10 protein-coding genes are annotated in these 11,850 nt (G+C 61.2%); 8 read left to right on the top strand and 2 right to left on the bottom strand.

The genetic code is table 11. The annotated features are described in order from the left end of the window. On the top strand, positions 1–1,426 hold a 1,426-nt coding region (locus WA989_RS08660), incomplete at its 5' end, for a DUF1800 domain-containing protein (protein ID WP_424340103.1). 16 nt (positions 1,427–1,442) lie between these two features. Beyond that, positions 1,443–2,867, top strand: a complete 1,425-nt coding sequence (locus WA989_RS08655) for a DUF1501 domain-containing protein (protein WP_424340102.1) — start codon at positions 1,443–1,445, stop codon at positions 2,865–2,867. Here the strand turns inward: WA989_RS08655 and WA989_RS08650 are convergent. Beyond that, positions 2,860–3,894, bottom strand: coding sequence for a Kelch repeat-containing protein (locus WA989_RS08650; RefSeq protein WP_424340101.1), 1,035 nt, complete (start codon positions 3,892–3,894; stop codon positions 2,860–2,862). The two genes, WA989_RS08655 and WA989_RS08650, sit on opposite strands and share 8 nt — an antisense overlap. A 178-nt stretch (positions 3,895–4,072) precedes the next feature. Here WA989_RS08650 and WA989_RS08645 point away from each other — a divergent pair, with 178 nt between their 5' ends. The 6 genes from WA989_RS08645 (at position 4,073) to WA989_RS08620 (ending at position 11,484) form a co-directional block, all read left to right on the top strand. Further along, complete coding sequence (locus WA989_RS08645) at positions 4,073–5,308, top strand: acyl-CoA dehydrogenase family protein (protein ID WP_424340100.1); 1,236 nt, start codon at positions 4,073–4,075, stop codon at positions 5,306–5,308. 162 nt (positions 5,309–5,470) lie between these two features. Continuing rightward, the gene (gyrA, locus tag WA989_RS08640) at positions 5,471–8,245 is read left to right on the top strand and encodes a DNA gyrase subunit A (RefSeq protein WP_424340099.1); all 2,775 of its coding nucleotides are present in this window, start codon (positions 5,471–5,473) and stop codon (positions 8,243–8,245) included. Positions 8,246–8,304: 59 nt separating this feature from the next. Next, positions 8,305–8,799: a pantetheine-phosphate adenylyltransferase gene (coaD, locus tag WA989_RS08635; RefSeq protein WP_424340098.1), complete on the top strand. Its 495-nt coding sequence runs from the start codon at positions 8,305–8,307 to the stop codon at positions 8,797–8,799. Then, positions 8,796–9,704, top strand: coding sequence for a peptidylprolyl isomerase (locus WA989_RS08630; protein ID WP_424340097.1), 909 nt, complete (start codon positions 8,796–8,798; stop codon positions 9,702–9,704). Before coaD ends, WA989_RS08630 begins: the two co-directional genes overlap by 4 nt. Before the next feature lie 9 nt (positions 9,705–9,713). Then, complete coding sequence (queA, locus tag WA989_RS08625) at positions 9,714–10,766, top strand: tRNA preQ1(34) S-adenosylmethionine ribosyltransferase-isomerase QueA (RefSeq protein ID WP_424340096.1); 1,053 nt, start codon at positions 9,714–9,716, stop codon at positions 10,764–10,766. Positions 10,767–10,878: 112 nt separating this feature from the next. Next, positions 10,879–11,484: an MlaC/ttg2D family ABC transporter substrate-binding protein gene (locus WA989_RS08620; protein ID WP_424340095.1), complete on the top strand. Its 606-nt coding sequence runs from the start codon at positions 10,879–10,881 to the stop codon at positions 11,482–11,484. 8 nt (positions 11,485–11,492) lie between these two features. Here the strand turns inward: WA989_RS08620 and WA989_RS08615 are convergent. Beyond that, positions 11,493–11,850, bottom strand: a 358-nt coding sequence (locus WA989_RS08615; RefSeq protein ID WP_424340094.1) for a hypothetical protein, incomplete at its 5' end; no start/stop codon positions are given.

The raw sequence follows: 11,850 nt of genomic DNA, 5'->3' as shown, positions 1-11,850 counted from the left end.
GGCGCCGACCCACAGCTTCTGGATGAATGCCATTGGCGGTGATGACCAGCTGCGCCAGCGCACCGCCTTCGCCCTTTCCCAGATTTTCGTGATCTCGGGGTCGGAGATGGCCTCTGACCAGCTTTTCATTCGCCCGACAGCGGTGGCGCACTTTCAGGACGTGCTGGTCGAGAATGCCTTTGGCAATTTCAGGGACCTTCTGCACGACGTGACCTATTCCCCGGCCATGGCGATGTATCTGACTTATCTGAAAAGTGAGAAGGCCGATCCGGAAACGGGCCGCATGCCGGACGAAAATTACGCCCGCGAAGTCATGCAGCTCTTCACGATCGGTCTCAATGAGCTCAATCCGGACGGAACCCTCAAGCTGGATGGCAATGGCGATCCGATCGAGACGTACTCGACGTCTGATGTCACAGAGATGGCGAAAGTCTTCACCGGTCTGAGCCTCGATACGCCGGTCTTCTATAGCAAGCTGAACCCGCCCGACCAGGACGCGCTCTACCGGCCCCTGGTGATGTTCGATCACAAACATTCGAGCGAACCGAAACGGATTTTCGGCACGGTTATCCCGGCCAACACGCCGGGCGAGCAGAGCATTGATATGGCGCTCGACACCCTGTTCGAGCATCCAAATGTCGGCCCGTTCATTTCGCGCCAGCTGATCCAGCGATTTGTGACCAGCAATCCGGATCCGGCCTATGTCGCGCGGGTCGCGGCAGCCTTCGAACGCGGGACCTACGAACTGCCTGATGGAACCGTGGTTGGCACGACCGGACGCGGCGACATGAAGGCCGTCATCGCTGCAGTGCTGATGGATGAGGAGGCCCGCTCTGATGCGGCGCGCCGGGACCCGACTTATGGCAAGATACGCGAGCCGGTTCTGCGCTTTACCCATTGGGCGAGAGCGTTCAATGCCTCCCAGCTTTCACCCTGGGACAGCTGGATGCTGTTCAACACCGCCTTGCCTGAAGCGCTCTATCAGGGGCCTTACAAGTCACAGTCCGTGTTCAATTTCTACAGGCCTGGCTACGTCGCGCCCGGAACGGCGACAGGGGCCGCCGAGATGACGGTGCCCGAGCTTCAGATCACCAATGCGACAACGGTGGTCGGCTACACGAATTTCATGACGTACTTCGTGTATCGGCGGGGGCTGACCCGCGAGGATGCCCAGGCGACCAGCTTTATCGCTAATTATGACGAGGCTTTCTCGCTCGCCGACCGGCCGGCGGAACTGGTCGACTATCTCGATGATGCTCTCACCAATGGCGAACTCTCCGACGCCCTGGAGAGCCGGATTGTAGAGGCGATTACGCCGCTCAGTATCGAGGATGACCCGGACAATCTTCGCGACGGCCCGATCGTGCGGGTCGGCACCGCCATTCTGCTGATCATGACGTCGCCGGACTATGTCGTTCAGCGCTGATGCAAGGGGTAAAAAGATGAGCCATTCCCGCAGGAAATTCCTTCAGGGGCTTGGAGCCACGGCGCTCGGCGCTGGCAGCTTTGCGACCTTATCCAGTGCGCTGGGCGGGTTTCAGCAGGCGCAGGCGGCCGACGTGTCCGGCTATAAGGCGCTGGTATGCATTTTCCTGTTCGGGGGCATGGACAGTCACGACATGCTGATCCCGTTCGATCCGGCCTCCTACGATTCATATGCGGACATCCGCCAGACCCTTCTGGCGCAGTACAAGAGCGGTGACCCGGCCCTGTCGCGCGAGCGTGACAAGCTTTTGCCGATCGCGCCTGTGAATGGAGATGGTTTTGGCGGGCGCCAGTTTGCACTCGCGCCTGAGCTGCGCAATCTTCACAGCATGTTTGAAGCGGGCAACGCTGCCATCATCGGCAATGTCGGCCCCCTCGTGAAGCCGATCAGCCGCAGCGGGTGGCAGAGCCGGAGCGTTGCCACGCCGGCCCGTCTCTTCTCCCACAATGATCAGGTCGCAAGCTGGATGGCCAACAAGCCGGAGGGGGCCAAGTATGGATGGGGCGGACGCTTCTGCGATGCGGCGAAGGCCTCGGGCGGCAATGCCGTGCCGGAATTCACCTCGCTGTCGACCATGACCAACCAGCTTTTCTCGACGGGCGAACAGACCAATCCCTACCAGATCAGCACAGCCGGGCGCACTGAGATCAGGATGGCGATGGAGTTCAGCGATACAGATGCTGAGCAGGCCATTATCGACCACTTCCGCGCGGTTGGATATCAAACAGACAATCTCATCCAGCAGGATCTAATCAATATCGCTGAAGACTCCATGGATCTGAACGCCATGTTCAATGATGCGCGTGAAGCGCTCGTCCCGCTGGCGACACAATTTCCGGACAATCAGCTTGGCCAGCAACTGAAAGCGGTTGCCGAGACGGTTGCGATCCGCAATACGCTGCTGAATTCCCGCCAGGTTTTCCTTGTCGCAATGGACGGCTTCGACACCCATTCGGGCCAGGCGTTCAAACTGCCGCGGCTCATGCGCGAGCTCGATGCGGGCATAGCGGCGTTTTATTCAGCGCTGGAGGAAGTCGGCGCGGCGCGCGATGTGGTAACCTTCACAGCGTCGGATTTCGGCCGGACGCTGGCGGTCAATGGAGATGGCACCGACCATGGCTGGGGCAGCCATCATTTCGTTGTTGGCGGCGCGGTCGAGGGACGGACGATCTATGGCGATGTGCCGCCGCCCGAGTTTGACCATGAGCAGGATGCAGGCCATGGCCGGCTGATCCCGACCACGTCGGTGGAGGAGTTCGCAGAACCGCTGGGGCGCTGGTTTGGCCTCGGTACGGCGGAGCTGGAAGGCGTGCTGCCCAATCTGGCGAACTTCCGGAACAATACGTCGAGCCAGGCTCTGAAATCGCTGCTGGTCAGCTAGCCCGTCCAGGCCGGTAGATCTCGACGGCTGCGCTTGTTTCGGTGCCGCCGGCCTTGCGTGCGCCGCCGATCACGTAGATGTCGCCGTCCAGCGCCACGGCGCCGAGACCATGGCGCGGTTGGGGCATGTCGGCGACAGAGCGCCAGGTGTCGCTGTACGCGTCATATTCCCAGGTATCCGGATAGACCCCGCCGCCATTGCCGAAATACTCCCCGCCAAAGGCGAACAGCCTGTTGCCGACAGTGGCTGCGGCAAGCCCGCCTTGTGCCTTCGGCAAGGGCGCGAGGCGTTCCCAGCGGTCCGAGGCCGGATCATAGACTTCATGTTCGGCAGTGTTGCCGCCGCCGACCGTGCGCCCGCCGACAATGTGGATATAGCCGTCTATCACGCCGCCGGCTGCGCTGTTGCGCGCTGTGGGCATCGGCGCGGCGTCTGTCCATTGCTCGCCATCGAAGACCCAGTTGGTGGCGATGTCGGTATGGTCGTCCCAGTCCAGGTTTCTGCCGGCCTTTGGCAGGCGCCCGCCGATCACGAACAGAAGACCATCGGCCACAGCCGCAACGCTTTCACCGGTCGGCGCAGGCAGATCCGGAGCCCACGCCCAGTCCTCTTCAGCCTCATCATAGCGCCACATATCGCCCTGCATCTGCCACACGCCATTTTCACGGCTTTCAAAGCCGCCAATGCAGAACAGGCTGCCCTTGTAGCTGACAAGTTGCGGGTGGTGACGCGGGACGGGCAGGGCGGCTTCCCGTTCCCAATAACCGGTCGAGGCGTTGAAGGCGTGATGCTCCGCGGTCGGGCCCGTGATCTTGCCATCCCTGGCCACAAAGCCGCCGGCCAGATGGATGCGGCCGTCATGCAGGCAGGGATAGATTTCCTGGACAGGGGAGGGCAGGGACACGCCGCCCCGCCAGCCCTTTGCAGCGCGGTCTTTGGCGGCTGCGCGGAGCGGAACGCTGGCCGCGCCAACAAGGCCGGCGCCCAAGAGCTGCAGCGATTGTCTGCGCGAAAAAGCCTGGCTCATATCTCCCTCCCTCTTTTGGCAAAGATTAGTTGGATGCGCCGACGCGTCAAAGCCGGAAATGCTGTCCGGGCTGACGAAGGCCTCAAAAAATTAGCGGGCGACCGTCCCCTCCGTCAGGGCTTGTTTTGCCTGCCGCGATCCGCCTAGCTCCCACCCCAGAGAAAAGGGAGACCACGCCATGTCGATTGATTTTACCATCCCGGATGAGGCCAAGGCGGTTCGCGAGCGCGTGCGCCAGTGGGTGCAGGATGAATGTATCCCGGCGGAGAAGCGCCTGGAAAAGGGCGAGGACTACAAGACCGTCCTCAACGAGTTGCGCGGGAAGGCGCGTGCGCAAGGCCTGTGGCTGCCTTTCATCCCGAAGGAGCATGGCGGCATGGGGCTCGGCCCGCTCGCCAATGCGCTGGTCCAGATGGAGCTTGGCCAGAGCCATCTAGGCGCGCTGTCGATGAACTCGCAGGGGCCTGATGACGCGACTATGCTGACGCTGCTGGCACACGGCACCGAGGACCAGAAGGAACGCTTCCTCAAGCCGATCCTGAACGGCCAAAAACGCGTCTGTTATTCGATGACCGAGAAGGCCGCCGGCGCCGACGCGACCGGCATGCAGACCCGCGCGGAAAAGGACGGCAACAGCCATTATGTGCTGAATGGCGAGAAATGGTTCTCCTCGGCCGCAAGCGTTGCCGATATCGCTGTCGTCATGGCGAAGACCAATCCGGAAGCGCCGCGCCATGAGCAGTTCTCGACTTTCATCGTCGAGCTGCCGAATGAGGGCTACAATATCAAGCGCGACATCCCGACCATGGCCGTGCATGGGCCGCTCTATGAGATCATGGGCGGCGGGCATGCCGAGGTCGAGATCAAGGATTTGCGCGTGACGGCGGACAATCTGCTTGGCGGTGAGGGCAAGGGCTTCGCCATGGGCCAGCACAGGCTCGCCTATGGGCGCCTGCGCCACGGCATGCACAATGTCGCCATGGCACAGCGCGCGTTGGACCTGGCAACCGAGCGCGTGACCAGCCGCTCGACTTTCGGCAAGGGTCTGGAGGACCGCCAGGGCGTCCAGTTCATGCTGGCCGAATGCGCGAGCCAGCTCTACATCGCCCGTCTCATGTTGATGCATATCGCCTACAAGGCCGAGAATGGCATGGATCTTCGCCAGGAAAATGGCATCGCCAAGGTCTTCCTTGCCAATATGGTGCATCAGGTGGTCGACACCGCGATCCAGCTGCATGGCGCGCTTGGCTATTCGCTCGATACGCCGCTGGCGGCCTGGTACACGCATATCCGCTCGCAGAGGCTCGTGGACGGGCCGGACGAGGTCCACAAATGGATCACGGGCAAGAATGTGATCAAGGCGTTCAAGAAGGATGGAACGACGGCGGCTGCGGCAGGCGGGGATTTGCTCTGATCGCCAGCTGTGACCGGCAAAGCACGGACGGACACCTGATCTTTCAGCAGCTGCTGAAAGGCGGGTTTCCGGTTTGTGCCGTTAGCGGGGGTTTGCTAGGCTGAAAGCTAGATTCTGCGGGCGATTCGCGGCCCGCGTCAGACAGATCAAGGCAGGCTTCCCGTGAGCGACGAAAATACACCGCCAGACGAGCCGGAAAACCCGATCCCGCCGCATGAAGATGGCGTTGATCCGGTCGATATCGAAGACGAGCTGAAACGCTCCTATCTCGACTATGCGATGAGCGTGATTGTGAGCCGTGCGCTGCCCGATGTGCGCGACGGCCTGAAGCCCGTTCACCGGCGCATTCTCTATGCCATGCAGGTCAACGGCAACACGCCGGACAAGCCTTACAAGAAGTCGGCGAACATTGTCGGTGCCGTGATGGGTAACTTCCACCCGCATGGCGACAGCGCGATCTATGATGCGCTCGTGCGGATGGCGCAGCCTTTCTCCATGGGGCTGACCCTGGTCGACGGGCAGGGCAATTTCGGCTCGATCGACAATGATCCGCCAGCCGCGATGCGCTATACCGAATCCAAGATGACCAAGGCGGCGCAATACCTGCTCGCTGACATCGACAAAGATACGGTCCAGTTCCAGGACACGTATGACGGTTCCCAAAAGGAACCCATGGTGCTGCCGGCCCAGTTCCCAAACCTTCTGGTCAATGGCGGCGGCGGTATCGCAGTCGGCATGGCGACGAATATTCCGCCGCACAATCTCGGCGAAGTGGTCGATGCGACGCTCGCCATGATCGACGAGCCGGGCATTGATGACGAAGCACTGCTCGAAATTGTTCCCGGACCTGACTTTCCCACAGGCGGGCTGATCCTCGGCTATGCCGGTTCGCGCAAGGCGCTGCTCGAAGGGCGCGGCTCTGTGCTGATGCGCGCGCGCACCGAGATCGAGGATGTGAAATCCGGCCGTCAGGCGATCATCGTCAGCGAGATCCCGTACCAGGTGAACAAGGCGACCATGGTGCAGAAGATCGCAGAACTCGTCCGCGACAAGCGGATCGAGGGCATTGCCGACCTTCGCGACGAGTCTGATCGTCATGGCATCCGCGTGGTTGTCGAGATCAAGAAGGATGCAAGCCCGGACGTCGTACTCAACCAGCTGTTCCGGTATTCACAGCTGCAGACCTCCTTCCCGGTCAACATGCTGGCGCTGAATGGCGGGCGGCCTGAGCAGCTCAATCTGCGCCAGGTCCTGCAGGCCTTTATCCAGTTCCGTGAGGAAGTGGTGGCGCGGCGTACCAAGTTCGAACTGAACAAGGCCCGCGACCGCGCGCACGTTTTGGTTGGCCTTGCGCTTGCTGTCGCCAATATTGACGAAATCATCCGCATTATCCGCCACGCGCCGGACCCGAACTCGGCCCGCGAGCAACTCCTCGCCAAGGCCTGGCCGGTGATGGATATGGGGCCGCTTCTGGAGCTGATCGCAGACCGGCGCACGCGCCCTGGCGGCGATGACACGATTTATCTGTCCGATGAGCAGGCCCGCGCTATTCTCGCCCTGCAGCTGTCGCGTCTCACCGGCCTTGGCCGCGACGAGATTGGCAATGAAGCAAGAGGCCTGTCGGAGAAGATTGCCGACTATCTCGACATCCTCCGCTCGCGTCCGCGCATCCTCGACATCATTCGCGCGGAGCTGAACGAGGTGAAAGAGAAATTCGCCGTACCGCGGCGCTCCGAGTTTACCTTCGCTGATGCCGACATGGACGATGAGGACCTGATCGAGCGCGAAGACATGGTCGTCACCGTGACCCATGGCGGCTATGTCAAACGCGTTCCGCTGTCGACCTATCGCGCCCAGCATCGCGGCGGCAAGGGGCGGTCCGGCGTGTCCATGAAGGACGAGGATTTTGTCACTCGTCTGTTTACGGCAAATACGCATACGGAGATTCTTTTCTTCAGCTCCGAAGGTATGGTGTATAAGGAGAAGGTCTGGCGCCTGCCTGTCGGCTCGCCGCAGTCGCGCGGCAAGGCACTGGTCAATATCTTCCCGCTCGCCAAGGATGAACGGATTACTTCTGTCATGCCGCTGCCGGATGATGAGGAAAGCCGCGACAGCCTCGATGTCATGTTCGCGACGCGCTCCGGTACGGTCCGCCGTAACAAGCTCAGCGACTTCATCCGCGTAAACCGCAACGGCAAGATCGCGATGAAGCTTGATGAGGGTGATGGCATCGTCTCGGTGAAGATCTGTACCGAAGACAATGACATCATGCTGACCACCGCGCTCGGCAAATGTATCCGTTTCCGGGTCGATGATGTGCGCGTCTTTGCCGGACGCAATTCGACCGGCGTGCGCGGCATCCGTCTCGACAAGGCTGATGAAGTCATCTCGATGGGCGTGCTGCACCATATCGAGTTTACCTCGCCTGAGGCGCGCGCCTATCTCAAACATGCCGCTGCCATGCGCCGTGCCGCGACCGGTGAGGAGGAAGTCGACGAGACAGATGCCGTGGCCGATGATGATGGCGAGGAGAATGGCGATGAGGAAGCTGCGCTCAGCCCGGAACGGATTGCCGAAATGGGCGCCGCCGAGCAGTTCATCCTGACCATCGCCGATGACGGCCTCGGCAAACGCTCCTCTTCCTATGACTACCGCGTCACCGGACGCGGCGGCAAAGGCCTGGTCGCGCACAATATCTGGAGCTCCGACAAGAAGAAGGGGCCGGTCAAGAAGATCGCCCAATCCTTCACGGTCGATGACAATGACCAGATCATGCTCGTCACTAATGGCGGCCAGCTGATCCGCACAGGTGTCGACCAGATCCGGATTGCCGGCCGGGCGACCTCTGGCGTCTGGGTTCTTCGGACCAATGAGGATGAACGGGTTGTCTCAGTGGCCCGCCTTGTGGAAGAAGAGGACGAGGAAACCGAGGAATAGGTGCCTGTCCTGTTGCAGCTGGTGCAGCAGGCGAGGGGCCTTGTTGAGTGGAGATGCTGATGGAACGTGTCGGGCTTTATCCTGGAACTTTTGACCCGATCACCAAAGGGCATCTCGACATTATCGGACGCGGCATCAAGCTCGTCGACAAGCTGATTATCGGCGTGGCGGTAAACGAGACCAAGAAGCCGCTCTTCTCGCTTGAGGAACGGGTGGCCATCGTCGAGCAGGAGGTCGCCGACCTGCCCAATCCGCGCAATATCGAGATCGAGGCGAAACCGTTCGACAATCTGCTCATGCATTTTGCCGAGGCGTGCAACGCCCATGTCATCATCCGCGGTCTGCGGGCTGTGTCGGACTTTGAATACGAGTTCCAGATGACGGCCATGAACGAGCAACTGAACCGCGAGATTGAAACCGTCTTCCTGATGGCGGATGTTCAGCATCAGGCGGTCGCATCGCGGCTCGTCAAGGAAATCGCAAAATTTGGGGGCGATATCAGTTCCTTTGTCACGCCGCGCGTGAGGGACAAGCTTCTGGAGAAATACAAGTGAACATCACCCGGACCGTTTCGATTGCACTTGGCTGTGCGAGCCTGATTGTGGCTGCCGCCTGCGCGCAGGAAACCCCTGCAGAGACCGATGCGGCACCCGCCGCGCCTGAGTTTACCATGGCAGACGTCGAGGCCGCGCCCGGTGACTGGCGCAAGGTCGAGGCTGAGAATCTCTGGATCCTCGACACGACCAAGGGCCGTATCCTCGTCGAGATGCTGCCGGAAGTCGCGCCGAAACATGTCGAGCAGTTCCGTGCCATCACAAAGTCAGGCGATTTTGACGGCACGGTGTTTCACCGCGTCATTGACGATTTCATGGCGCAGGGCGGCGACATCTTCGCGCTGAAGGGCCGGGAGTCCGGCCTGCCGGACATCGAAGGCGAATTTATCTTCCGGCGCAATCCGGCCGAGATGGTGATGAACCCGGTCGGCCCTGTGCCGGATGCCAAACAGGGGCTGTACAAAGGTTTCCCGATGGCTTCGCAGGCGCAATTCGTGGCCGAGATGACGGGCGATGGCATGCTCGACAGCTGGGTGCCACATTGCCCCGGCATCGTCTCGACCGCCCGGACCAATGATCCGAATTCCGCCAATAGCCAGTTCTTCCTGATGCGCCATCAGGCCGACCATCTCGACAAGCAGTACACCGCCTGGGGCCGCGTGATCGACGGGTTCGAAGTCGTCCGCGCGATCAAGAAAGGCCCAGAGCCAAACGGTACGCCGATCGAGAATCCGGATGTGCTCAACAAGGCCGTGATGGCGTCTGACCTGCCCGAAGGCGAGCGCCCTGTGGCCTATGTCCAGAACACGGATACCGAAGTCTGGACGGACCGCCTGGCCGCAGCCGCGCAGCTCAAGAATGACATTTGCGATCTGCCAAGGGTGCCAGCGGTGGTGGAAGGCTAAGCGCCTCCATTGGACCTTTCAGACTATTCCTTCGATCTGCCTGACGCGCTGATCGCGCTGCGGCCCGTGGAGCCGCAGGATGCTGCGCGCCTGCTCGTCGTACATGGCGACGGACGGCTGGAGGATGCCAGCGTGCGGGACCTGCCGCGCTATCTCTCGGCTGGCGATACGCTCGTCTTCAACGATACGCGGGTTATTCCGGCAGCGCTGAAAGGCCTCCGCCCAGCGCGAGACGAGACCGGCGCAGATGTTGCCGTCGACGCCAACCTTGTCGAGCGGGTCGATGCGTCGACCTGGCGGGCGCTGGCGCGGCCGGGCAAGCGTCTGAAACCTGGCGATGTGATCGGTTTCGGCGATGGCTTCGAGGCCGAAGTCACCGACAAGGCCGAGACGGGTGAGATCACACTCGTGTTCAATCTTGCAGGCCGCGAGCTGGACGAAGCGCTGGACGCCCACGGTGCCATGCCGCTTCCGCCCTATATCGCGCGCCGCCGCGCAGCCGACGCGAAGGACCGCGAGACCTATCAGACCAGCTTTGCCGGCGAAGAGGCCCAATCTGTCGCCGCGCCCACGGCCGGCCTGCATTTTACCCCGCGCCTACGCGATGAGATTGCTGCTGCCGGGATTGGCAGCGAGACGGTCCGGCTTCATGTGGGGCTCGGCACGTTCTCGCCCCTGAAAGAGAGCCAGCTTGAAAGCGGCCGGCTTCATGAAGAATGGCGGCGGGTCAGCCCTGAAGTGGCCGAGCGTCTCAATGCGGTGCGTGATCAGGGTCACAAATGCGTGCCCGTCGGCACCACCGCGCTGCGCACGCTGGAGAGCTCTGTCGAGAAGGGCCGTCTGGTCCCGGCGATCGGGCCAACCGACATCTTCCTCAAACCCGGCGACAAGCTGCAGGTGACAGACGCCTTGGTAACCAATTTCCACCTGCCGGAAAGCTCACTCTTCATGCTGGTCTGCGCGCTGATGGGGACAGGGATCATGCAGGCGGCCTACGCCCATGCCATCGCCGAAAAGTACCGTTTCTACTCCTATGGCGACGCTTGCCTGCTGTTGCCCTGAAAGCAGATTGCAACCCTCGACACGGCCCAACGTTATGTATCCGGCAGGCGGGCATATTCTTCGTCCAGATCTGACATTATCAACAGCGTGCAGAAGGCACGAAAGGAAACACATGACCGATATGACCGGCAAACGAATTGACTGGCTAAAGAATGGCCTGGTGGCGAGCGTCTGCTCGCTTGCTGTCGCCTTTGCTGTAAGCCCTTCGGCCTATGCGAAGGCGGCGGACGATGACGCCAAACAGGTCGTCAGCGAAGCCGTTGACCGTACACTGGCGGCTCTCGATGATGCAGAAATCTCGACCACCGAAGCCGACACAATCCTCGAGCTTGTCGATGTCGACCGTGTGGCCCAGTTCGCGCTCGGCAATCACTGGGACAATCTCAGCGAGAGCCAGAAACCAGAATATATCGCCGCGTTCCGCACCTTTGCGAACAATCAGCTTCAGGACCATTTGTCCGGCTTTTCGCAGGCTGAGGTGGCCATTGAAGACGTCCAGGCCCGCGGCAGCGATGATGCCATTGTGCAGACCATCGTGACCACGGATGACGATCGCCAGACCGTGAGCTGGCGCCTGTACGGGTCAGGCGACTGGAAGATTGTCGATATCGAAGTCCAGAATGTCTGGTTCGCGATTGAGCAACGTGCCCAGTTTGACGCCATCCTCGACGAGAATGGCGGCGACCTCGATGCGCTGATCGCAGAGATTGCGAGCTAGCTGAACACTCATTGCCGGTCCAGCCGCCGGCAGAGCAGAGACTGAGGCTCATCGGCGCAAACCGTCGGTGGGCCTTTTTCCTGCCAGTAGGTCACAAAACCGAGCGTCTCGACGAGGGCGAAAAACCGTTCCGTGTCTCTTGGGCCGGGAATGTCCGGATCGAACAGAATGACCGACGTATCGAGCAGGCCGCCTGAAGCGTCCGCCTCCACAACGTCCAGCGCAGCCTCGGTCTCGCCTATCGTTCCCAGCAGAAAATAGGCGAACCAGCCGGGCAGGCCATCCTTATAGGCCGCGGCGATCTCGTCAGCGAGCTCTGCGGTGTCTGTTGACGGTGCCTGCCTTTGGCCGACATAGGCGCTGAGC

The sequence above is a fragment of the Henriciella sp. genome (assembly GCF_049649345.1).
In the GTDB taxonomy this organism is placed as follows: domain Bacteria; phylum Pseudomonadota; class Alphaproteobacteria; order Caulobacterales; family Hyphomonadaceae; genus Henriciella.
This window is presented reverse-complemented; position numbering and strand designations above follow the sequence as displayed.

Bases quoted from the DNA above. Each gene is read 5' to 3' on its own strand.
- WA989_RS08650 (WP_424340101.1), bottom strand. From the start codon at position 3,894: ATGAGCCAGGCTTTTTCGCGCAGACAATCGCTGCAGCTCTTGGGCGCC.
- WA989_RS08645 (WP_424340100.1), top strand. From the start codon at position 4,073: ATGTCGATTGATTTTACCATCCCGGATGAGGCCAAGGCGGTTCGCGAG.
- WA989_RS08620 (WP_424340095.1), top strand. From the start codon at position 10,879: ATGACCGATATGACCGGCAAACGAATTGACTGGCTAAAGAATGGCCTG.
- coaD (WP_424340098.1), top strand. From the start codon at position 8,305: ATGGAACGTGTCGGGCTTTATCCTGGAACTTTTGACCCGATCACCAAA.
- WA989_RS08655 (WP_424340102.1), top strand. From the start codon at position 1,443: ATGAGCCATTCCCGCAGGAAATTCCTTCAGGGGCTTGGAGCCACGGCG.